Raw genomic sequence first — 24,182 nt, 5'->3', positions numbered from 1 at the left:
CTGACGCTTTCCATATCCGAAGAGAGTTGCTTTGGCTCAGGTCGTCGCGCTGATCGGCGCATTGTTGCTTGTCGCGTTGAATGGTTTTTTCGTCGCGGCGGAGTTCGGGCTCGTCAAGCTGCGGCCCACGCGCGTCAAGGCGATCGCGCGCACCAACGGCCTGCCGGGCCGTCTGCTTGCGAAGGTGCACGGGCAGCTCGATGCTTATTTGTCCGCTTGTCAGCTCGGCATCACGCTGGCTTCGCTGGGGCTGGGCTGGATCGGCGAGCCGGCTTTCGCCACGCTGCTGCATCCGCTGTTTGCGCTGCTCGGCGTCGAGTCGGAAAAGCTCATCGATTCGATCTCGCTGTTCTTTGCCTTCTCGGTTATTTCGTTTCTGCATATCGTCGTCGGCGAACTGGCGCCGAAGTCGTGGGCCATCCGCCGTTCGGAGCAGGTCGGGCTCTGGCTCGCGATGCCGCTTTATGGCTTTTACTGGCTGATGTATCCGTTCATCTGGGTGCTGAACTCGAGCGCGAATTTCGTGCTGCGTCTTTTCGGCATGTCGGGGGATCACGGTCACGACGCGCATTACTCCACCGACGAGCTCAAGCTCATTTTGCGCGGGCGTCGTCATGGCGGCGCGTCGTCGTATAACGAGGACGAGTGGAACACGATTGCGCATTCGCTCGACTTCAGCCGCATGACGGTGTCGGATTTAATGCGTCCGGCGCATGAGTTGGTCGGCCTGCGCAACGATCTTCCGATGCGCGATAACCTCGCCGTGATTTCGCGGCATCGTTTCTCGCGCTATCCACTTTTCGCCGATGCGTCGGGCGAGCGCGTCATCGGCATGATCCATTTGAAGGACTTGCTGCTCGCGGGCGATGGCGGCGGACGCGGTTTCAACTTCAGCTTCTCGAAGGATGCGGCTGCCGAGAAGCTCGACAAGCTGTCGCGCCATGTCCGGCCGGTGCAATACGTGGCGCCGAATCTTTCGGCGCTCGAACTGTTTCGACGTTTCCGCAAGGGCGCGCCGCATCTGGCGATCGTCGGGCGCAAGGGGGCGAAGCCGATTGGCTTCATTACGCTCGATAATCTGCTTGGCGCGCTGGTCGGGCAGATCCATGACGAATTCCGTCAAGGCGATGCGGACTGGTCGCGCATGGACGATGGCACGTTGATGGGCAAGGGCAGCTTGCCGGTGGTGTCGCTGGAGCGGGCGCTGGGCATCGATATCGATGAAGGACGCGCGGAATCGGTCGGGGGGCTCGTGATCAATGCGCTCGGTGATTTGCCCACCGAAGGGCAGCGGGTTGAGTTTGATCGGTTCGATATTGTGGTTAAGAAGATGAAGGGGCCTAGGATTGTTTTGGTGCGGGTTTATCCGCGGGAAGAGGCGCTTGAGGAAGCTGAGTGACCTTTTTTGGTTTTCGTTTTCGTTTTCGTTTGTGGAACTTGCTTTGTTGTTGGTTTATTAGCACTGCCCCTCCCCGGGGCGGGGGTAACTTTCTTTGCTGCTGCAAAGAAAGTCACCAAAGAAAGCAGCTTTGTCACCGCCCGCGGTCACACGCAGTTTGGCCATTTTTCTCCTCGGGGAACGGCCCTCGCCTAAAGAGTGCCCTCGAAGGACTAATCGGGCTTGGATCGCGCACGGTCTGACTCGCCATAACATTAAGCGCGCCGGTTCAGCACGAAATAGCTTCGGCACAGCGCTACGCGCTGCCGTGGGGTATGCGAGGGAAACCAGTGGAACACAAATGGGCTCGCAAACCCGATTTACCCGTCGGCCGCGAAGCGGGCTGGAGCTTGAAATGGCTGTACCAACACATTAAGTGGCGCGATGTGACGGATCGTGTGCGATCCAAGCCCGATTGGTCTTGTGAGGGCACTCTTTAGGCGAGGGCCGTTCCCCGAGGAGAAAAGTGGTCAACGTGCGTGTGACCGCGGGCGGTGAGAAAGCTGCTTTCTTTGGTGACTTTCTTTGCAGCAGCAAAGAAAGTTACCCCCGCCCCGGGGAGGGGCAGTGCTAATAAACCGACACCAAAGCAAGTTCCACAAAAAACAAAAACCAAAAAAACAATCAAGGCCGAGGAACCCCTTCCTCCACCAACACCGCCACCGGCATAACCCCCAAAGCATCCCGCAAGAACAACTTTTCCCCTTCCGCCTTAGGCGCATTAGGGCTAAGCCAATCAAACAACGCCCGCGAGTGCAGCGCCTCAGGCAGAACAACAGCCGTATCCCCCCACCGCTCAGCCTCGACAAGCGGAAGGTCGCGCCCATCGACCAACAACCCCCCCGCAAGCCGCGTAGCGATAACAATAGCAAACGCACTCCCCGCATGCCGCGCAAAAGCAATCACATGCCCCGCGTGCTCGCCGCGCACCTCCAGCGGCACATACTCGCCCTGCGCGAACAACGACTCGCAATGCTTGCGCAAAGCCAGAGCGCGCCGCACGATCGCGAGCTTCACGCGCCCATCGCGCCAGTTGGATAGCTGCTCCGAAGGCGGCCCCTTCTCTTCGATCTCCGCCAGCCACGCACTGCGCAATTCATAATCGACAGGCCTGCGATTGTCCGGATCGACGAGACTGAAGTCCCACAACTCGGTGCCCTGATAAAGATCCGGCACGCCCGGCGACGTGAGCCGCAAGAGCGTCTGCTGAAACGAATTGATCGCGCCGAGCGGCCCGATACGCGTCACGAAATCCGATAACGCCTGCAGAAAGCCATTGCGCCGCTGCGGCGCGACGATATCGAACAGGAAGTCCTTGCACGCGTTCTCATACGCTTCATCGGGCGCAAACCAGCTCGTGCGCTGTTTCGCCTCGCGCAGCGCTTTTAACTGCCACTGCGCCACGCGTTCGGCGAGCGCGTGAACGCCCGCTTCGTCGTCGGGGGCGAGGGTCGTCGGCCAGCATCCGACGAGCATCTGATAAAGCATCGCTTCAGCAGCCGGACCCGGCGCCCATGCGCTGCTGTCGCTCGTCTCGTCGTGGCCGCCGCCCGGGCCACGTCGCAAGGGCGTGTTCAACGTGGACCAGTGTTTGAGCGTCGCCGACCATTCGTCCGGAATTTCACTCAACGCCGCGATGCGCGCGCGCACGTCTTCACCGCGCTTGTGATCGTGCGTCGCCGTGCAGAGCATCGCGTGCGGGAAGGTCTCGAAGCGCTCGCGATTGCACTGGTGAAATGCATCGACGGATAAGGAGAACTCGCCCGGGTCCGCACCGACTTCGTTGCGCGACACAAGCCGTCCATAGCGATAACACGCCGTATCCTCGACGGCCTTCGCCGCCACCGGCGACGTCAGTTGCGAAAACAACGTCTGCGCCGCGCGGCGCTGCGAACCGCTCGACGCCGCCGGGTTCTGGCCCGCCTGCGCCTGATTGCGGTCGCGCTCCCGGTTGCGCTCCGCCGCGCGATCGCGGCCCCGCTCGCCACGCTCGTTTCGTTCGTTTCGTTCGGTGCGCTCGCCGCGTTCGGGTTGCGGCGCTTCGTCGGGCAGCTTGCCGCCGAGCCACTGCGCGACCTGATCGAGCACGAGATGATCCGCGCGCGCGAGCGCCGCCCGCGCGCCTTCGAGCGCCTGCGAAAAGAAGCGCTCGTCCTCGGGGCTGCGCACGCCGCCTACCGGATAGATGCGATACACCGGAAACTGCACGACGAGCTCCGCGACCACGCGACGGATCGACGTGAACGTGAAATCACGCGTGCTCTGCGCGTCGCGGGCGATGCGATGCAGCGCGCGTGTCACGCGATCCAGTTCCGCCGCGAGGTTCTCTGCGAGTATCTTGCGGCGCGCGGCGAGCGCTTCGTCGGCGAACGAGGCGCTCCTGCCCGTTATCTCCGCCCACAGCGCGGCGAGGGGCGCTGCGCCCGCCGGATCGTGCAGCAGCGCGCCGACGTCGTTCATGAAGTCGTAGCCGGTCGTGCCGTCCACCTGCCAGTCGCGACGCAAGGGCTCGCCTCGGGCGAGTATCTTTTCGACGACGAAATACGTGTGCCCATTGCCGTGCCGCAACGCTTCGGGCCGCTCCGCCGACAGCTCTTCGAGCCGCGCGCGCAGACGCTGGCAATATTCGCGCGGCTCGGCGAGACCATCGACGTGATCGACGCGCACGCCATCGACCAGTCCTTCGGTGAAAAGCCTGAAGATGAGCGCATGCGATGCCTCGAACACCTCGGGCCGCTCGACGCGCACGCCGCCCAGCGTGCTCACGTCGAAGAAGCGCCGCCAGTTCACTTCGTCCGCGGCCGTGCGCCACCACGCAAGCCGGTAATGCTGCCGTTCCAGCAGGCGATGCAGCCGGTCGCGGCCGGCCGGCGTCTGCGGCGAATGCGCGGCGAGTATGGCTTCGATCGCCGCCTGGCCGCCTTCGGTCTTCGCGATCGTGACGAGCGCGGTGCGGGCATCGGCGGCGCGCGGTTGATCGGCGGGCTGCGTCGTCAGGCCGACGAAGCGCTGCGCAAGCTCGGGCGCTTCCTGAAACACGGCCGGGTAATCGACCGGGCAGACCGGAAACACGTTCGAGTAATACTCGATCACGAAGCGCCCTTCGTCCGCACGATAGGCGAGCCGGATCTTGCCGCCTTGCAACTCGTCGCCGTAAGACGCGCCGAGAAACGGCGCGAGCACCTTGCCGCGCAGCGCGGGATCGGGCGAATGCCAGTCCACGTCGAAGAAACGCGCATGCGCGGCGTGACGTCCCCATTCGAGGATGTCCTGCCACCACGCGTTCTCGGCGCCGCCCACGCCCATGTGATTCGGCACGATATCGACGATCAGGCCCATCTCGTGCGCGCGCAGCTTCTCGACGAAGCGCCGCAGGCCGTCCTCGCCGCCCAGCTCCGGATTGACCCGCGTGTGATCGACGACGTCGTAGCCGTGCGTGGAGCCGGCGGTCGCGGTCGTGATCGGCGACACATACGCGTGGCTCACGCCGAGCCGCGCGAAGTAGTCCACGCGCGCGGCGGCATCGTCGAACGTGAAGTCTTTGTGAAGCTGCAGCCTGAGCGTTGAACGCGGTACGGTCATGGTGTTTCGGAGTTCGATGTAGGTTCGTTCGGTTGCCCGGCGCGCCTGCGTGCGGTATCGACGGCAAGCAGGCGGTCGGCGAAGGCGTCATCGAGGAACAGTTCGTCGACCGGCCGGGCCAGGCGCCTTCGCCAGTTCGGATGCTCGTCGATCGAGCCGGGCAGATTCGGCTGCTCCGCAAGCGCAAGCAGGTCTTCGAGCGGATACGTGACGAGCGGCGCGGGCGTAGCGGCGACGAACGCCAGCGCTTCATCGACGGGCGCGTTGCCGGTATCGGGCGCACTCACGTCGTCGGGCGCCACGCCCGCGTCCTGGAACGCGCGCCACAAGTGTTCGCGATCCTCGCCGCGTTCTTCCAGCGCCGCCTCCACGGCATCGCGGCCATCGGCGCGCGCCATCGTCTGGCCGATCTTCGAGCGCCACACGATGTCCTCGCCGCGCCACCATCCGGTGACGGTCGGCAGGTCGTGCGTGGTGGTCGTCGCCGTGACGCCGGTGTCCCATTCGCGCGGCGGCTTGAAACCCGGCCCGTCCACTTCGCGTTCGAACCAGAGCACCCGAATGCCCAGCAAGCCGTGCTCCTGCAAGCGCTCCGTAAAGCCCGGCGGCACGGTGCCGAGATCTTCGCCGACCACGATCGCCCGATGCCGCCACGATTCGAGCGCGATCAGCCGCAACATGTCGTCGAGCGGATAACGCAGATACGCACCGTCTTTCGCGCTTTCGCCTTCGGGCACGAGCCACAGACGCCGCAAGCCGAGAATGTGATCGATGCGAATGCCGCCCGCGCACTTGAACGCGCAGCGCAGCATGTCGATGAAAGCCGCGAAGCCTTGCGTGCGCATCGCGCGCGGCGAGAACGTGGTGAGGCCCCACGATTGCCCGGCCTGATTGAAGAGATCGGGCGGCGCGCCGACGGACACGCCCGTCAGCATCTCATCGCGATACGACCATGCATGACTGCCCGCGCTGTCGCACCCGACCGCGAGATCCGCGACGAGCCCGACCGCCATGCCCGCGTCGCGCGCGACGTGCTGCGCGTGCATGAGCCCCTTGGCGGCGAGCCATTGCGTGAAGAGATAGAAATCGACCTCGCGGCGGTTCGCGGCGGCGAATTCGGTAACCGCGTCGCTGCGCGGATCCCGCAAGGCGTCGGGCCAGTTGCGCCAGTGGCCTTCGCCGTTTTCCGCGAGCTGCGCGGCCTGCAGCGCCTCGAAACGCGCGTGGTCTTCGAGCGGACGTCCGCCTTCTTCGACGAACGCGGCGAAATCCTTCGCGAAGGGCGAAGCGCGGTCTTGCGAGAACGGTTCGAAGAGCGCGCGCAGCACCGCGAGTCGCGCTTTCGACGCGCGCGGCCAGTCGATCAGCGTCAGGCCTTCGAGTTCGGCGAGATCGGCGGCGACCCCGGTCTTCTCGATCGCCGCGCGCGCGGCCGGCGCGCCGAGCACGGCGGCGGGATCGACATGCGCGATGTTCAGGAACAGCCGCGACGACGGCGAATACGGGCTGAACTTGTTCGGCTCGGCGCTGAACATCGCGTGCATCGGGCTGATGGCGACGGCATGCCCGCCGCGCTTCGCCGTCTGCGTCGCGAGCGTGGCGAGCGCGGTGAAATCGCCGATGCCGCCATCGCCGTTGCGACGCAGACCGTAGACCTGCGCCGCGATGCCCCAGAGCGGCGGGGCGTCGGCATCGACGTTGTCTTCGCTCAGGGAGCGCCATGCATCGTCGATGGTGAAGCAGCGCGCGGGCGCGACCGCGAGCGTCGTGCGATGGTCGTTGATGACGAGCGTGTGATAACCCGGCTCCGCGATCGGCGAGAGCAGCGCGATCTCGCCTTTCGGCGACGTGAAGCGCCCGTCGATCACCTCGCCGCTTTCAAGTTCGATGCGATAGCGCGCGCCTTGCTTCGCCGCCGACACCGGCAGCGCGATGCCGCGATCCACTTCCGCGGTGATGAGCGGCGGCAGCTTGCGGCCGCTCATTTCGGCATCGACGGCGGACATGCTCTGCCTGATCTGCGTGGCGTTGGCGCACGGCAGGCCGAGCTTGTCGAGCAGAATGCGCAGCGTCGTTTCCGGCACGCGCTGCATGATCTTGTGCGCGTCCTGCCATTCGATCTCGAAGCCCGCGCGCGCCGCGAGCGCCTCGATGCTGCTGACGGGCCGCGCGGCGTGAGCGTCGCCCTTCTTGCTGGCGGCGGCGCTCACGAGGCTTTCCCTTCGGCCGATGCCGGTTCGAAGCGGCGCGCGTCGTGCGCGAGCGCATAGTCGTTCACGTCGCCGGTGAGCCACGCGAGCAAGGTGCGGCCGCCGAGTTCGCCGCGGCTTGCCGTGTCCTGTGCGCGCGCCGGCGTCTCGAAGATGATCTTGCCCGGCGGCGTGTCGTCGAGCGCGAGGGCCGCATCGCCGAGATTGAGCGCGATGGAGAGCGTTTCGCCGTCGCCGAGCTTCCAGCGCGCGATGAGCGCCTTGTCGCCGAGCACGCGCGTGCCGAGCGATTTCGCGCCCTTCAAACGCGGCGTGATGAGTTTCGCGCGCACCGTCAGCGCCGACCGGTAGAAGTGCAGCCATGCGAGCCGATCCGCGTCCTGCGTGTCGCTGATTTTGGGCGAGGACATCTCGAACGTCTTCTTGTCGTTCGGGTCGGGAATGTGCGCGCGGCGCTTTTCGTCGGTGAACGCGGAGAACTTCGCGAACTCCTTGCGACGGCCTTCGCGCACCGCATCGGCGAGCTGATCGTGATAGTCGGTGAAGAAGAGAAACGGCTGCTTCGAGCCGTATTGTTCTTCCATGAAAAGCAGCGGAATCTGCGGCGAGAGAAGCAGCAGACCGGTCGCGGCGTAGAGCGCTTCGTCGTCGGTCAGCGAGCGCAGGCGATCGCCCATCGCGCGGTTGCCGATCTGATCGTGATTCTGCAGAAACATCACGAAGCGCGTCGGCGGCAGATGCGCGCTTTTCTCGCCGCGCGGCTTGCCCTCGTGGATCGGCGACGGATCGCCCTGATAGGCGAAGCCTTCCTTCAGAATGCGCGCGAGCTTCTCGATGGGCTTGTCGCAATACGCGCCGTAGTAGCTCTCGTTTTCGCCCGTCAGGAGGACGTGCAGCGTGTTGTGCGCGTCGTCGTTCCATTGCGCGTCGAAATGGGTTTCCAGCAGATTCGCGGTGTTGTGCTCGTTCTCCAGCACGAGGTGCACGTGACGGCTCGCCTCGACGGAGCTACGCACGCGATGCGCGAGTTCGCGCAGCCATTCGTCGTCGTTGATCGCGTGCACCGCGTCGAGGCGCAGGCCATCGAAACGATATTCGTTGAGCCAGTAAAGCGCATTGTCGAAGAACAAATCGCGTACTTGCGGACGCTCGAAATCGATCGCCGGACCCCACGGCGTATGCACGCCTTCGCGGAAAAACGGCTTCGCGTAAGCATGCAGATAGTTGCCGTCCGGCCCGAAATGGTTGTAGACGACATCGAGAAACACCATCAGGCCGAGACCGTGCGCGGTATCGACGAGCTGTTTCAGTTCTTCGGGACGGCCATACGACGAGTCGGGCGCGTAGGGCAGCACGCCGTCGTAGCCCCAGTTGCGCGTGCCGGAAAAATCGTTGAGCGGCATCAGCTCGATGGCGGTCACGCCGAGTTGCGCGAGTTCGGCGAGGCGCGCGGTCACGCCTGCATAGCCGCCCATCGCGCCGACGTGCAGTTCGTACAGCACGGTTTCTTCCCACGGCCGGCCGTGCCAGTTGGTATGCGTCCAGCGATACGCGCGCGGGTCGATGACTTCGCTCGGGCCGTGCACGTCCTGCGGCTGAAAGCGCGAGGCCGGGTCGGGCACCGCGAGATGTTCGTCGAGGCGGTAACGGTAGAGCGTGCCCGCGCCGCCGTCGGCTTCGGCTTCGAACCAGCCGTCGCCGGTCGCTTCCATGTCGATGAGTTCGGGCGCGCCGCCCGCGCGCTCGATCTCCACTTGCACGGATTCGCGCGATGGCGCCCAGAAGCGGAAGCGCGTGCGCGGATTCTCGCGCACGGCGCCCGTCAGATGAGCGCCGAAAGGAAGGCAATACGCATGATGATGCTTGTGCGGATCGATCGGACGTTCGGACATGATTTCCTGCCTCAATGCTGCGGTTTCGGCGAACTCGCTGGTGTGCGTCAGTGTGGTGAATCGGTTTCGTGCGGACGATGCGAGGTCATCGTGCCGGGATCGGGCGGCAGCGCCGTCAGAAGACGCGGCCCCTGATGCGCGCCCGCCATCCAGACTGCCTGCCAGTCGGCCTCGCCGGTGGGCTCGGCCAGCAGCACGACGATGCTGTGCGCGGCCAGCTCGAGCTCGCTTCCGACGAGCGGGCGCGTCACCGAATCGGGCTCCGCGCTATCCAGGAGCACATTCCATTCCAAGTGCGGCGCGGGCGGCATGAACACGAGCGTTTGCGACGATGCGTTGAACATGAGCAGCAGCACATCGATTTCACCGTCGACGCCGGGGCCGGCGCGCCGCAGCGTGAGCGCGCGGCCCTCGGGGTCCTGCCATGCTTCGATCGCGAGCGCTTCGCCGCGTTCATCGAACCAGCTCACATCGTAGAGTCCCGGCAGCACTTCGCGGTCGCCGTAGAGAAAGCGCGTTTCGCGCAGCACCGGGTATTTTTTGCGCAGCGCAATAACTCTCGCGACGAACTCGGTCATCACGACGCCTTGCGGGCTCTTTGCGATGTCCCAGTCGAGCCAGGATATCTCGTTGTCCTGGCAATAGGCGTTGTTGTTGCCGTGTTGCGTGCGGCCGAATTCGTCGCCGGCGAGCAGCATCGGCGTGCCGAGCGACAGCAGCGTCGTCGCGATCATCGAGCGGGCGAGACGCGCGCGCAATTCGAGGATCGCGGGGTCGTCGGTCGGGCCTTCCACGCCCCAGTTCGCGCTGCAATTCTCGTTGTGGCCGTCGTTGTTGCCTTCCTGGTTCGCTTCGTTGTGCTTGTGCGTGTACGCGGTGACATCGGCGAGTGTGAAGCCGTCATGTGACGCGACGAAGTTCACCGACGCCCACGGTTTCCGGAAGCGCCGGTTGAAGAGCTCGGCGGAGCCGGTGAGACGCGCGGCGAGATCGGGCCGCATGCCGGAGTCGCCGCGCCAGAAGCGCCGCACGCCATCGCGATACTTGTCGTTCCATTCGGCGAAGCCCGGCGGATGATTGCCGACCTGATAGCCATCCGGTCCGATGTCCCACGGCTCGGAGATGAGCTTGCGCGTGGAGAGGACCGGATCTTGCCGGACGGCGTCGAAGAAGCCGGAGCCGGGATCGAAGCCGTGGCCTTCGCGGCCGAGCGTCACGCCGAGATCGAAACGAAAGCCGTCGATATTGAACGCGGTGCACCAGTAACGCAGCGAGTCCATCACCATTTGCAGCACGCGCGGATGCGACAGGTTGAGCGTATTGCCGCAACCGGTCTCGTTGATGTAGTGGCGTTCGTCGCCGGGGATCAGGCGGTAATAGCTCGCGTTGTCGAGGCCGCGCCACGAGACCGTGGGCCCGAGTTCATTGCCTTCGCACGTATGGTTATAGACGACATCGAGGAATACTTCGATGCCGGCTGCGTGAAGCTGGCGCACGGCGATGCGCATTTCGTTGAGCCGGTGCGTCGACAGATACGTGGGTTCCGGCGCGAAGAAGGCCGCGGTGTTATAGCCCCAGTAATTGCGCAGGCTGCGTTCGACGAGAAAGCGGTCGTTGAGAAACGCGTGCACCGGCAGGAATTCGACGGCGGTGATGCCGAGCTTTTGCAGATGCTCGATGAACCACGGCGACGAGAGCGCGGCGAAGGAGCCGCGTTCGTGCTGGCGAATGTCGTCGCGCATCATCGATGTGCCGCGCACGTGCGTTTCGTAGACGATGGTTTCGCCCCAGGGCGTATCGGGGCGCACGTCGCGGGACCAGTCGAAGGCGTCGTCGGTGACGATACATTTTGGCATCGCGGGTGCGGAGTCGCGGCGATCCATCGACATGTCGAGCCGGTTCGAATGCACGCGATAGCCGAAGAGGGCGTCGGACCATCGCCAGGGGCCGACGAGCTTTTTCGCGTAGGGATCGAGGAGCAGTTTGTGCGGATTGAAGCGATGCCCGTATTGCGGCTGATAGGGGCCGTGGGCGCGGAAGCCGTAGACCGTGCCGGGGTGCGCGCCTGGCAGGTAGCCGTGCCAGATTTCGTCGGTGCATTCCGGCAGGTCGAAGCGCATCAGCTCCTTGCGGCCGGTGCTGTCGAAGAGGCATACCTCGATGCGGTGGGCATTCGAGGAGAACACGGCGAAGTTGACGCCCAGACCGTCCCAGTTGGCTCCGAGCGGGTAGGGGGCGCCCGGGAGCAACTTTTCCGGAAGTGCATTTGCCATTTTTTTTGCCTTTTGGCTTCGGGTGTTTTGGTTTTCGTTTCGGTTCGGTTCGGTTCGGTTCGTGGAACTTGCTTTGTTGTTGGTTTATTAGCACTGCCCCTCCCCGGGGCGGGGGTAACTTTCTTTGCTGCTGCAAAGAAAGTCACCAAAGAAAGCAGCTTTGTCACCGCCCGCGGTCACACGCAGTTTGGCCACTATTCTCCTCGGGGAACGGCCCTCGCCTAAAGAGTGCCCTCGAAGGACCCATCGGGCTTGGATCGCGCACGGTCGGTCACATCGCGCCACTCAATGCATTGGTACAGCCATTTCGAGTTCCAGCCCGCTTCGCGGCCGATGGGTCAATCGGGTATGCGTGGGTTTCCCCTGCATGCCCCACGGCAGCGCGTAGCGCTGTGCCGGAACTCTTTCGTGCTGCCCCAGCGTCCTTTGCGTACTAGCTCGTCGGACCGTGCGCGATCCAAGTCCGATAGGGCCTTTGGGGGCACTCTTTAGGCGAGTGCCACCGCGGGCTGGCAAGCATGGCCAAACTGCGTGTGACCGCGGGCCTGAAAAGCTGCTTTCTTTGCCTACTTTCTTTGCAGCAGCAAAGAAAGTAGGTGCCGCCCCGCACAGGGGCAGTGCTAATAGACCGACACCAAAACGGGACCAGCGACAAAAAAACCAAACCCATCAATCAGCCCGCAACACAATGGTAGACAAAGGCGGCAGAGTCAACGCAGCTGACTGCCCCTTCCCATGACTCGGATAGTCATCCGTATGAATAACCCCACCGTTCCCAGTATTCGACCCGCCATACACCGAGGCATCGGAGTTAAAGATCTCAGACCATCGCCCGCGCTGCGGCAACCCAATCCGATAAGCCTGCCGCGGCACCGGCGTCATGTTGCACACCACAACCAGCTCGCGGCCTTCCGCATCCGTGCGCCGATACGCATACACGCTATTCGCGTTGTCGTCCCCCACGATCCACTCGAAGCCGCGCGAATCGCTGTCGAGCTTGTGCAACGCCGGCTCGCTCGTATAGAGCACATTCAAATCTCGCACGAGTCTCTGCAAGCCGCCATGCAAGGCATCGTCGAGCAAATGCCAGTGCGGCGATTCATCGTGATTGAATTCCGCGAACTGGCCGAATTCGCCGCCCATGAACAACAGCTTCTTGCCCGGATGCGTCCACATGAAGCCGAAATACGCCCGCAGATTGGCGAACTTCTGCCAGCGATCGCCCGGCATCTTGTTGATCAGCGACCCCTTTCCGTGCACGACTTCATCGTGCGAAAGCGGCAGCACGAAACGCTCGGAATACGCATACACCATCCCGAACGTATACAGATGATGGTGATACTGCCGATAAACCGGATCTTCCTGCATGTAATGCAGCGTGTCGTGCATCCAGCCCATGTTCCACTTGAAGTCGAAGCCGAGGCCGCCGCTCTCGACATTCGCGGTCACGCCCGGCCACGCAGTGGATTCTTCGGCCACCGTAATCGCGCCCGGAATCTGCCGCACTTCATGATTCAGACGCTTCAGGAAGGCGATGGATTCGAGGTTCTCGCGCCCGCCGTAAATGTTCGGCACCCACTCGCCCGCCTTGCGCGAATAGTCGCGATACAGCATCGAAGCGACCGCATCGACGCGCAATCCATCGATGTGATAACGCTTCAGCCACGCCAGCCCCGACGCGATCAGGAACGCGCTCACCTCGTTGCGGCCGAGGTTGTAGATCATCGTGTTCCAGTCCTGGTGATAGCCCTCGCGCGGGTCCGCATGCTCGTACAAAGGCGTGCCGTCGAACTCCACGAGTCCGTGCGCGTCGTTCGGAAAGTGCGCCGGCACCCAGTCGATGATGACGCCCAGCCCCGCTTCGTGCGCGCGGTTCACGAACTCCGCGAACTGCTCCGGCGTGCCGAAGCGCGCGGAAGGGGAGAACTGCCCGAGCGGCTGATAACCCCACGAGCCGCCGAACGGATGCTCGGCGATCGGCATGAATTCGAGGTGCGTGAAGCCCATGCCCTTCGCATACGGAATCAAACGCTCCGCGAGCTCGTGCCAGTTCATGCCACGATTGCCCTCTTCGGGCACACGCAGCCACGATTCCGCATGCGCCTCGTAAATCGTAATCGGCGATTGCGGCGTTTGCTTGCCGCCGCGCGTGGCCATCCATTCCGCATCGGTCCACGCGTAGTGATCGATCGCATCGGCATCCGCGACGACCGATGCCGTCGACGGCGGCTTCTCGCTCTGCATCGCGCACGGATCGGCTTTCAACGGCAGCGTGTGGCCGTCGCGCGTGACGATCTCGTACTTGTAACGCGTGCCCGCGCCGATGCCCGGAATGAACAGCTCCCATACGCCCGCGTTGTGCCGCATGCGCATCGGATGACGCCGGCCATCCCAGGTGTTGAAGTCGCCCACCACCGACACGCGCCGCGCGTTCGGCGCCCATACCGCGAAGCGCACGCCCGCAACGTTGCCGTGCGTGACCGGACGCGAGCCCAGGCATTCGAGCACCGCGTAGGGGTCCGCTTGCGAGAGGCGTGTGAGCCATTCATCGCTGAGCACGGGGCCGAACGAATACGTGTCGTGCGTCTCCTGCGGCGTGCCGTGCCAGTCGACCTGCAAGCGATACGCCGCCGGCCTTTCGACGAAGCCCGCATACAGCCCCGCATCGTGAATGCGTGCGAGCGAGCCGAGATGCTCGCCATTGCCCGCGTCCGCGACGCTCACCGACGATGCGCCGGGCAGAAACACGCGCACGACATGGCCGAGATCGGTTTGATGCAGACCGAGCATCGCGAACGGATCGGGATGCCGGGCCTCGACGAGTGCGTCGATGTCGAGCGGATTAAGACCGTGCGCCGGATTCCTGGTATCCGCCGGATCGCTACGATTGTTCATGGTGGGTTCCATCCGGATTGTCCTTGGTTGCTCCGAACACGGGCCGCGTGCCGGGCGCGGGCGGCTCGCCCGTGTCGCCGAGCAAGCGGCTCGCGAGCGACGCGAGACCCCGCAACGGAAGGCCGATCCAGGTCGGCCGGTTCGCTGCTTCGTAGCGGATTTCGTAAGCGGCCTTTTCGATCAGGAAGAGATCGAGCAACGGTTGAAGCACGTCTTCGGCCGCGATGATTTCCGGCGACGATGCGATCGCCGCCATGTACTCCCGCAAGAAGCTCTCCTCGGCGAACGCGCGCAGCCGCTCGAACAATGCGCGCTTGCGGTCCGCCGTCTGCGCGGGCGCGTTCTCCGTGGTCGATTGCGCCGCCGCGCTCGCATACGACAGCGAACGCAAGAGGCCTGCCACATCGCGCAGGGGGCTCGTCTTTCTGCGGCGCTCGTCGAGGGCGCGCGCGGGCTCGCCTTCGAAGTCGATCAGATACGCGTCGCCCTGCGCCATCAACACCTGGCCGAGATGGAAATCGCCATGAATGCGAATGCACAGCGCATCCGCGCCGGGCGCGACGAGCTTCTTCACGGCATCGACGAGCATGTCGCGACGATCGAGCAGGCTTTGCGCGAGGAAGCGCTCGTGCTCGCCGAATTCGCTCATCTTGTTGGCGAGGATATCGAGCGCGGAGTTGAGCAGCGCGAGCGTGCCGTCGATCCAGCCCTTCACGTCGTCGTGCGATGCGCGTTGCGGCGAAAACGCTTCGTCTTCCGTCGGCGATGCGAGCGCCACGTGCAGTTCACCCAGCCGCTTGCCGATGATGCCCGCGATATTGCCGTAGCCCTGGAAACCTTCGGCTTGCACGTCGCGTTCATGCTGATGCTCGTCGGGCTCGACCGCGACGGCGAGTTCATCGACGGTGCGGCGCAGATAGTCGAGCGCGTAGTTCCACGCATCGCCCTGATTGTCGATGTAGCCCTGCAGGATGACGAGCGTATGCGGCACGCCCTGCGGATCGACGCGCACCACTTCGCCATACAGCGGCCCGGTGTTCGCATAGCCGAGCTGCGTCAGATAGCGGCTCATCTCCGCTTCCGGATGAATGCCGCCGACGACGCGCCGCACGAGCTTGAGCACGATCTTGTCCGCGATCACGAGGGAGCTATTGCTTTGCTCGGCCGCGAGCCAGCGGATTTCGGGCGGATCGGCGGGATAGAAGTTGAGTTCGTCGAGACGCGCGGTCGGAATAAAGCGGATCTCGCTCTTCTGCACGGTCGGCACGACGGCGCGCGACTTCAGTCCGCGCAGCACGCCGTAGGTGAATTGCGGCACAGCGAAGGCATCGGTGAGATGGCCGATGTTGCGGTTGCGCCGCACGCGCGCCAGGGCAAGCTGCATGTAGAGCGGCGAAGTCGTTTCCGTGCCCCACGCGATGGAAAGCGGCAGCACATAGCGCTCGCAATGATCGCCGACGTCCGCTTCGATCTCGGTGAACGCGAAGCCCGCGCCTTCGATCGTCGTCAATGCGGCGAGGCGCACCGCGTGCAGCTTCTGATCCTTCGATGCGAACCAGCGGCGCTTGCTCAGGTAATTCGGCAGCACTTCCGATTCGAGCAGCCGCACGTTCTCCGGCGTCGGTCCGGTCTGGCCCGCGCGAATCACCATCGTCACGAATTCGGGCAACTGTTCGGAAGGCGCCTGCGCCCACGCGGGCCGCAGGTTGCCGGGGCAAAGCTGGAACCACAGAAAGCCGTAGGGCGGGAAGGTCAGCAGATACGTGAGCTTGCCGATGGCCGGGAAGGGCGAATCGGCGGTCATTTCGAGCGGCACCGAGTTCTCGAATTCCGACAGGTCGAGTTCCACCGCCTGCGGCGCGCGCGAAAGATTCGCAACGCACAGAATGGGCGGATGGCCTTCGAGCTCGCGCACGTAAGCCAGGATCTTGCGATTCGCGGGCCGCAGGAAACGGATCGTGCCGCGTCCGAATGCGTGCGTCGAGCGGCGCACCGCGAGCATCCTGCGCGTCCAGTTGAGCAGCGAATGCGGATCGCGGCTCTGCGATTCGACGTTCACCGCGTCATAGCCGTAGAGCGAGCCCATCACGGGCGGCAACACGAGCTGTTCCGGGTCGGCGCGCGAGAAGCCGCCGTTGCGGTCGGACGACCATTGCATCGGCGTGCGCACGCCATCGCGGTCGCCGAGGTGAATGTTGTCGCCCATGCCGAGCTCGTCGCCGTAATAGATGACCGGCGTGCCCGGCATCGACAGCAGGAGCGAGTTGATCAGTTCGATGCGCCTTCTGTCGCGCTCCATCAGCGGTGCGAGACGGCGGCGAATGCCCAGGTTCAGACGCGCGCGGCGATCGCTCGCATACGTGTTCCACAGGTAATCGCGCTCGGAGTCCGTGACCATTTCGAGCGTGAGCTCGTCGTGGTTGCGCAGGAAGATCGCCCATTGATTCGTGGTGCCGAGATCCGGCGTCTGCCGCATGATGTCGGTGATCGGAAAGCGGTCTTCGCTCGCGATCGACATGTAGATGCGCGGCATCAGCGGGAAGTGGAACGCCATGTGGCATTCGTCTTCGTCGCCGAAATACTCCTTCACGTCTTCCGGCCACTGATTCGCTTCCGCGAGCAGCATGCGGTTCGGATACTCCGCGTCGATCGTCGCGCGAATCTTCTTCAGAATGTCATGCGTTTCGGGCAGATTCTCGTTATTCGTGCCTTCGCGCTCGACGAGATACGGCACCGCATCCAGCCGCAGCCCGTCGATACCCATGTCGAGCCAGAAGCGCATCACCGAAAGCACTTCCTTGAGCACGGCGGGATTGTCGAAGTTCAGATCGGGCTGGTGCGAATAGAAACGATGCCAGTAGTACTGGCCCGCGACCGGATCGTGCGTCCAGTTGGACGGCTCCGTGTCGATGAAGATGATGCGCGTCTCTTCGTACTTCTTGTCCGTGTCGGACCACACGTAATAGTTGCGATGCGCCGAGCCCGGCTTTGCATGCCGCGCGCGCTGAAACCACGGATGCTGATCCGACGTGTGATTGATGACGAGCTCGGTGATCACGCGTATGCCGCGCGCGTGCGCTTCCTGGATGAAGCGTTTCACGTCCGCGATCGTGCCGTAGTCCGGATGCACGTTGCGGTAATCGGCAATGTCGTAGCCGTCGTCGCGGCGCGGCGATGGATAGAACGGCAGCAGCCAGATCGCATCGACGCCCAGTTCCGCGATGTAGTCGAGTTTCGCGAGCAGGCCGGGAAAATCGCCGATGCCGTCGTTGTTCGCATCGAAGAATGACTTGATGTGAACCTGATAGATGATCGCGTCCTTGTACCAGAGCGGATCGTCGCTGAGAACCGACGCCTTCTTGTTGCGCTTCACCCTTGTATCCACGGTTTCGCTCCAATGTTCTTGGTGTGCTTTCGTACGTCGATGAATCACGCCTCGTGCATCCGTCACTCTTCGGGCTGCGGCTTCGGCAAGCCCCATGTCGGAGCAATGCGCCAGATCGCGAACGGCAGCGAGTGCGGGTCGAGCCGCACGTGCTGACGCCGTCCGCGCCATTCGAATCGTTCGCCCGTCACCTGATCTTCGACCGCGAGCGCGTCCCATTCACGTACGCCCCAGCGTTCGAGCGTCTGCCACGGCAAGTCGATATCCGCGCCTTGCTCGTTGAACGGATCGAGATTGATCGCGACGAGCACGACGTTGTCGCGCGATGCGTTCGCCTTCTCGAAGAACAGGATGTGATCGTTATGCGCGGGCAGGAAGTTCACGCCGAGATGCGTCTGCAAGGCGGGATTCGCACGGCGAATGCGATTCAACGCCGTGATCTCGGTCACGATGTTGCCGGGCCGGTTCCAGTCCCACGCCTTCAGCTCGTACTTCTCGGAGTCCAGATATTCCTCGCTGTTCGGCAGCGCGGCGGATTCGCAAAGTTCGAAACCGCTATAGACGCCCCAGAGTCCCGACAAGGTCGCCGCCAGCGCCGCGCGAATCACGAAGCCCGGCCGCCCCGAGCTTTGCAGGAAGCGCGGATTGATGTCCGGCGTATTGACGAAGAAGTTCGGGCGGAAGTAATCCTTCGCGTCGGTCTGCGTGAGATCGTGCATGTAGTCGATGAAGTCGCGCTTGCTTTCGCGCCACGTGAAATACGTGTACGACTGCGAGAAGCCGAGCTTCGCGAGACGGTTCATCACGCGCGGCCGCGTGAACGCTTCGGAGAGGAAGATCACATCGGGATGGCGCGCGCGCACGTCGCCGATCGCCCATTCCCAGAATGGAAACGGCTTCGTATGCGGATTGTCGACGCGGAAGATGCGCACGCCCGCCGCGATCCAGTGCAGGAAGACATCGCGCAACGCGATCCACAGATCGGGCTTGGCATCCTGCGCATAGAAGTCCGGATTCACGATGTCCTGATACTTCTTCGGCGGATTCTCCGCGTAGCGCAGCGTGCCGTCGGGACGCCACGCGAACCATGTCGGATGCGCCTTCAGCCACGGATGGTCCGGCGAGCATTGCACCGCGAAGTCGAGCGCGATCTCGAGGCCGTGTTCATGTGCGGCTTCGAGCATGCGCTTGAAGTCGTCGAAATTGCCGAGCTCGGGATGCAGCGCATCGTGACCGCCTTCCTTGCCGCCGATCGCATACGGACTGCCCACATCGCCGGGCTGCGCGGTCAGCGTGTTGTTCTTGCCCTTGCGGTTCGCCACGCCGATCGGATGGATCGGCGGAAAGTACAGCACGTCGAAGCCCATTTCGCGGATGCGCGGCATCTTGCCAATCACGTCGATGAACGTGCCGTGGCGATTCACGTCGTCGCTCATCGAACGCGGGAAGATTTCGTACCACGACGCAAAGCGCGCGGCCGCGCGTTCCGAATCGATGCGATACACCACCGGGTCGCGCGACAGGAACGGCCGATGCCTTGCCGCCGCGACGGCCTTCGCGGTCGCGGGCGCGAGCACGAGTTCGAGCTTGCGCGCGTCTTCGGCCTTCGTGAATTCCTGGACGATTTTTTCGAGCGGCTTGCTGTCGGCGTCGGGATCGTCGGCGGTCTTGACTTCGGCGAGGATCAGCGCGAACAGATGCTTCGCTTCCTCGACTTCGAGTTCGACCGTCTGATTCGCCTTCAGCTTCTTCTGCATGTGATCGACGAGCGACGCGTAATCGTCGCGCCATGCCATCACGACGAACTCGTGACGGCCCACGCGTTCGAGCGGAATGCGCGTGCTCCACAGATCGAGGCCGGCCGGCTGCACGGCGTGCATCGGCGCTTCGTGCCAGACGGTTTCGTCGGCGGCGCGCCACTGCACGGAAGCCGCGATCTTGTCATGACCTTCGGCGAAGATCGCCGCCTGAATCTCCACCGCCTCGCCGACGATGCGCTTGGCCGGAAAGCGCCCGTGATCGACCGAAGGCGTCACGCTTTCGATCGACACGCGCGGCGCCGTGATCGCATCGGCGACGGCCTTCTTGTCGGCGGCCTTCGCGCCGCGCTTGACCTGCGGCTGCGCGAGCAGAATGTACGGCTCGGCTTCCGCGCGGAACAGGCGCACTTCGCCCGCCTTGAGCGAGAAGGGCGCGAGCCGCTCGGCACGGCCCATCGCGTCGTCGATGAGCGCGAAGCGCGTGTAATTGCCCGGCACCGATTCGAGCAGATGCAGCGTATCGACATGCACCGGCGCGACGAGATCGGGATTGACGATCGCGAGCACCGCGTTCTCGCTGTGACGCAGATCGCCGCCGTCCGCGCGGATGACCGCGGCGTACGGCGTGCCCGCGCCCGTCAGCGAGCGCAGTTCGCCGACGCTCGAGAGCGTGCCGATATTGCGTTGCAGATCGTTCGCGCGGCGGATGCGCGCCGTGAGATCGATGCGCTTCTCGTTCTTCGCGCGCTCGTATTCCGCGGCGATGCCGTATTGCGGCGACATCGGCAGGCCGACGCCGTATTCGAAGCCCATCGGCACCATGATGCCGGTGCCGAGCGCGGCGGCCGTGTCGAGCGCGCGCGCGTAGGCGCGTTCGACGAGCGCGGTATCGCTCGTGTCCGACAGATCGCCGATAAGACGTGCGCCGAACGGATCTTCCGGAAACGCGATCGGCGCTGCGATGCGCGCGAGGGCCGCGTGTTCATCGAAGAGCCATGCGCTCTTGAAGTCCCACCAGCGCGTCGATGAAAACACGGCGTCGAACGCGGCGTCGGCAAGACCATGCAGGTCGTGACGCGTGACGCCAACGGTCCACGCGAGCCAGCGCGTCTCGGGATGCTTCTCGCGCACCGCCGCGCCGAGCCTGCGCCACACATGCGCGGGCACGGCATGCGGCGCATCGAAGCGAAAGCCGCCGACGCCCGCATCGGCGAGCAGGCTCAACTCGCGCGCCCACCATTCGGTCAGATGATGCGCGGCTTCGCCATCGGCGAAATTCGCCCACGCGACATCGCGCTGACGCGGCGGCTTGCGCGGATCGAGCCGTGCATCGGCGCTTTCGAACGGCTGGAACCAGTGCTTGTTCTCGCCGTAAAGCCCGCCTTCGGCGCTCACGCGGTCGATCACGATATCGACGAGCAGCGTGAGCTTGTGCTTCTTCGCGGCGTCGGCGAGCTGGCGCAAGCCGTCGGATGCGCTCGCATCGGACTCGAAAACGGGATGCAGCCGATGATGATCCGCGACGGCCTCGCGATGCCCGTTGCTGCCGGGCACGAACGGCGAGCCGATCAGGACATGATCGAAGCCGAGGCCGGCTGCATGCTCGAACTGGGCGGGCCAGTTCGCGAGCGGGCCGACGAGCAGGGGATCGATGAAGTAGATACGAGGCGCGTACGCATGATGAGCTTGATGGTTTTCCATCGTTCGTCTTTTCCAGAGTCGTCCTGCGGTGGCGGGGATGCGGGCATCGGTCGCGATCACGCTCACGGGCCAAACTGGCTGAAGAGCCGGTCCGCACGTGGGCGATCGCGGGCGGACTTCAGGCGGAACTCAGACTACACCCGGGCGCCGCTCGAATCATCGGCGCCTGCCTGCCGCGTTTCGCGATGCACCGTGCATCGAGCGCGGGTCGCGCTCCGGTGGCGCCGCGGTCCCCAAGTGATTTCCTTCGGGCTCGCACGGGGCGAGGCAGCATGTTGCGTGCCGCGCCCGGCGCGTGCCCGGCTCTCTCGCTTTCATCAAGGCAATACTATGGAGCAACTGAAGCCGTCATGCTCAGGCAGTGCGCACGAGCGCATGCGCCTCCCGGCCGTGCGCGGGCACGGGCGTTTGCATGACGTCGGGGACGCGGCGCGCGCGCAATGCGGTGCGGCTCGGACGCGCGTCGGTCAGGCCGACGTACAGTGCGACCATCGTCGTCACGGCTTCGTTCCATCCGAAGTCGCACGACATCGCGTTGCGCTGCAGCGCGCGCCATGCCTGCGGACGCATGTACGCATCGATCGCGCGGCTCGCGGCGCCGACGATATCGCCGGCCTGCTCGCCATCGAAAAGAAAGCCGGTGGGCGCGCTCATGTCGCGCGGCGCGGGGCTCGACGGGATCGGCATGTCATGCGTTCCGTCGCGCAGCATCATCGGCGCACGATAGACGGCATGCGCGATGCGCGCCGCGTTTTGCGCCGCATCGACGATCGTGTCGGCCAGACCGCCCACGCGCGAGGCGACCGGCAGCGTGCCGTAGCGCATCGCGTACATCTGCGTGAGGCCGCATGGCTCGAAACGGCTCGCGTGCAGCAGGATATCCGCGCCCGCGTGCAGCGCGTGGGCGCGGCGCTCGTCATAGCCGATATGCACGCCGACACGATCCGGCCACTCGCGCGCGAGCTTTCTGAAGCCCGCCTCGATATACGCCTCGCCCTTGCCGATGACCGCCAGTTGCAGGCGCGGATGTTTCTGCAGGAGACGCGGCAGCGCATCGAGCACGACATCGGCGAGCTTTTGCCCGGTCATGCGGCTGCCGATCGCCATCAGCGGCGCGAAGGGATCGACGGGCAGCCCGAAGCGGCGTTGCAGCGCGCGCTTGCAGGCGTGCTTGCCGCGCATATCGTCGAAGGAATAATTGCGTTCGATGAGCGTATCGCTCGCGGGGTTCCACGTCGTTTCGTCGATGCCGTTCACGACGCCCGACAGCTTGTCCGCGCAGCTTTGCAGCACGCCTTCCATCAGATGGCCGAAACGCGGCGTGAGGATTTCGCGCGCATAGGTTTCGGAGACGGTCGTGATGCGGTCGGCGTGGACGATGCCCGCTTTCATCAGACTCAACGCGCCGTAGAACTCGATGCTCTTCGGGTCGTTGAACGCATGCACGAGCCACTCCGGCGGGACGCCGAGCGACGCACCAAGCGAGAGCGCGTAATTGCCCTGGAATGCCAGATTGTGGATCGTGAAAACGCTCTTCGCGTGCACGCCGGCGTGCTTCATCAGAAGCGGCGTGAGGCCGGTGTGCCAGTCGTGCGCGTGCACGATGTCCGGCTTCTTCACGCCGCGAACGCCTTGCGCGATTCTGACCGCGGCGGCCGAGAGCGTCGCGAAGCGGATCGCGTTGTCCGTGTAGTCGCGGCCCTGTGCGTCCTGATACAGGCCGGTGCGTGCAAACAGCGTGTCGCAGCGCAGCAGCAGGACGGGCACGCCGGTGTCGGGCATGCGGCCCCGCAGCAGCGACGCATCGCCGCCGGGCAGGCCCGTGAGCGTGGCGACCTTGGTCAAGCCTTGCGCCTGAGCGATGGCGTTCGGATACGCGGGGAGCAGAATCATTGCATCGATGCCGGCTTGGCGCAGCGCGGCGGCATAGGCGCTGACCATGTCGCCGAGTCCGCCGGTCTTGGCGAGCGGGACGGCTTCGGAGGCGACCAGCAGAACGTTCAGAGGCAAAGTTGGGCTCCTGTTGAAGCGGAATCGCGCGGGCGTCACGCCGCGCATGCGGATGCTGATCGGGAATTCGTCTGAATGGGCTGGCGCATTGCAGCAATCGGTGTGCCACGCGCGGGGTGTGCGTGTGCGTTGCAGCACGTCCAATTCCGCTCATGGCGTAAAAGGACGGGCGGCGCTGCAATCCGGCAGACGTGAAATGGCACGGGCGTGCCGCGTGTAAAACTGACAGCGGCGCGCGCCGCGTTTTTACACGGCGCAAATCATGAGCTTATGGAGCGCGCGTGACAGCGGCGTTTCAGCCGCCGACCATGCTCGCGGCGATGTTGATCGACAAGCCGAGCACGGCGAGATTGAAGAAGAACGACATCACCGATTGCGCGAGCGCGGCGCGGCGCGCGGACGTCGAGCCGAGCGCGATATCGGCCGTTTGCGATGCGACCGCGATCGTGAAGGAGAAGTAAAGGAAGTCCCAGTAATCGGGCTTCAGATGCTTGTCGGGAAAGCGCAGCGCGGGGTCTCCTGCCGGCGACTGATAGTAGTGCCGCGCATAGTGCAGCGTGAACATCGTCGGGATGAGGAACCACGCGCCGAGCATCGTCGCGGCGGTCAGCAGATAGTGCGGCAAGGCTCTGGCGCCGAGGCTCTTCGCCGCCGCGAGCTCGACGACGATCGCGACGATGCTCGCGATCGCCGCGATGCTCACGACCATCAGCACGGTCGCGGCGTTCTCGTCTTCGCGCTCGGCGAGCGCCTGCACGTCGGTCTGGCGCGCCGTCGCCATCTGCAGCCAGATGAGCGCGAGATAGAGCCATACCGCCGAATCCCAGCCGATCAGCGCGCGCGCCGTCGGCCGGATGTGCGCCGGAACCAGAGCCGCGACCACGCAACCGGCCAGCAGGCCGATCAAGGCGCGCGGCCGGTTGCGCAGGACGGGCGGAAGGAAATGCTTCATGTCGTGGTTGTCCGCATGAGAAGCAGGGTGGCTCGATGCCCGCGATTATTGCTGTTTAGTCTTTCAGCAAGCTGATCTTCCATC

General features: G+C 64.3%; 10 protein-coding genes. 1 reads left to right on the top strand and 9 read right to left on the bottom strand.

What is annotated here, in order from left to right:
- Positions 1–31 precede the first annotated feature (31 nt).
- Positions 32–1,399 carry a hemolysin family protein gene (locus AWB70_RS23710; protein WP_045455137.1) on the top strand — a complete coding sequence of 456 codons (1,368 nt, stop codon included), beginning with the start codon at positions 32–34 and terminating at the stop codon, positions 1,397–1,399.
- 663 nt (positions 1,400–2,062) lie between these two features.
- On the opposite strand, the gene treY is transcribed toward AWB70_RS23710, so the two are convergent.
- The 9 genes from treY to AWB70_RS23650 form a co-directional block, all read right to left on the bottom strand.
- Positions 2,063–5,020 carry a malto-oligosyltrehalose synthase gene (treY, locus tag AWB70_RS23695; protein ID WP_053569399.1) on the bottom strand — a complete coding sequence of 986 codons (2,958 nt, stop codon included), beginning with the start codon at positions 5,018–5,020 and terminating at the stop codon, positions 2,063–2,065.
- Positions 5,017–7,230 carry a 4-alpha-glucanotransferase gene (gene malQ / locus AWB70_RS23690; RefSeq protein ID WP_053569398.1) on the bottom strand — a complete coding sequence of 738 codons (2,214 nt, stop codon included), beginning with the start codon at positions 7,228–7,230 and terminating at the stop codon, positions 5,017–5,019. The genes treY and malQ overlap by 4 nt, the downstream gene beginning before the upstream one ends.
- Positions 7,227–9,122, bottom strand: a complete 1,896-nt coding sequence (gene treZ, locus AWB70_RS23685) for a malto-oligosyltrehalose trehalohydrolase (RefSeq protein WP_053569397.1) — start codon at positions 9,120–9,122, stop codon at positions 7,227–7,229. Before treZ ends, malQ begins: the two co-directional genes overlap by 4 nt.
- A gap of 47 nt (positions 9,123–9,169) precedes the next feature.
- Positions 9,170–11,395: a glycogen debranching protein GlgX gene (gene glgX, locus AWB70_RS23680; protein ID WP_014251391.1), complete on the bottom strand. Its 2,226-nt coding sequence runs from the start codon at positions 11,393–11,395 to the stop codon at positions 9,170–9,172.
- Positions 11,396–12,064: 669 nt separating this feature from the next.
- The gene (gene glgB / locus AWB70_RS23670) at positions 12,065–14,290 is read right to left on the bottom strand and encodes a 1,4-alpha-glucan branching protein GlgB (protein ID WP_053569396.1); all 2,226 of its coding nucleotides are present in this window, start codon (positions 14,288–14,290) and stop codon (positions 12,065–12,067) included.
- On the bottom strand, positions 14,277–17,663 hold the full coding sequence (treS, locus tag AWB70_RS23665; RefSeq protein WP_087086328.1) for a maltose alpha-D-glucosyltransferase: 3,387 nt from the start codon (positions 17,661–17,663) through the stop codon (positions 14,277–14,279). The genes glgB and treS overlap by 14 nt, the downstream gene beginning before the upstream one ends.
- 74 nt (positions 17,664–17,737) lie before the next feature.
- Entirely contained in the window at positions 17,738–21,136 is a 3,399-nt protein-coding gene (locus tag AWB70_RS23660; protein ID WP_063786697.1) for a maltotransferase domain-containing protein, read from the bottom strand.
- Positions 21,137–21,490: 354 nt separating this feature from the next.
- Positions 21,491–23,146 (bottom strand): glycogen synthase GlgA, encoded by a 1,656-nt coding sequence (glgA, locus tag AWB70_RS23655; RefSeq protein ID WP_087086327.1) that lies wholly within the window; start codon positions 23,144–23,146, stop codon positions 21,491–21,493.
- A 295-nt stretch (positions 23,147–23,441) separates the two neighbouring features.
- Complete coding sequence (locus AWB70_RS23650; protein ID WP_045455116.1) at positions 23,442–24,098, bottom strand: DUF1345 domain-containing protein; 657 nt, start codon at positions 24,096–24,098, stop codon at positions 23,442–23,444.
- Positions 24,099–24,182: the final 84 nt, after the last annotated feature.

This window comes from Caballeronia cordobensis (assembly GCF_001544575.2).
GTDB classification, from domain to species: Bacteria; Pseudomonadota; Gammaproteobacteria; order Burkholderiales; family Burkholderiaceae; genus Caballeronia; species Caballeronia cordobensis.
Note: the sequence above shows the minus strand (reverse complement) of the source record. Positions and strands in the feature narration are given on the sequence as shown.

What these genes read in the sequence shown, in the direction of transcription:
- treY (WP_053569399.1), bottom strand. Translation starts at nt 5,020, where the DNA reads ATGACCGTACCGCGTTCAACGCTCAGGCTGCAGCTTCACAAAGACTTC.
- treZ (WP_053569397.1), bottom strand. Translation starts at nt 9,122, where the DNA reads ATGTCCGAACGTCCGATCGATCCGCACAAGCATCATCATGCGTATTGC.
- glgX (WP_014251391.1), bottom strand. Translation starts at nt 11,395, where the DNA reads ATGGCAAATGCACTTCCGGAAAAGTTGCTCCCGGGCGCCCCCTACCCG.
- glgB (WP_053569396.1), bottom strand. Translation starts at nt 14,290, where the DNA reads ATGAACAATCGTAGCGATCCGGCGGATACCAGGAATCCGGCGCACGGT.
- AWB70_RS23660 (WP_063786697.1), bottom strand. Translation starts at nt 21,136, where the DNA reads ATGGAAAACCATCAAGCTCATCATGCGTACGCGCCTCGTATCTACTTC.
- AWB70_RS23650 (WP_045455116.1), bottom strand. Translation starts at nt 24,098, where the DNA reads ATGAAGCATTTCCTTCCGCCCGTCCTGCGCAACCGGCCGCGCGCCTTG.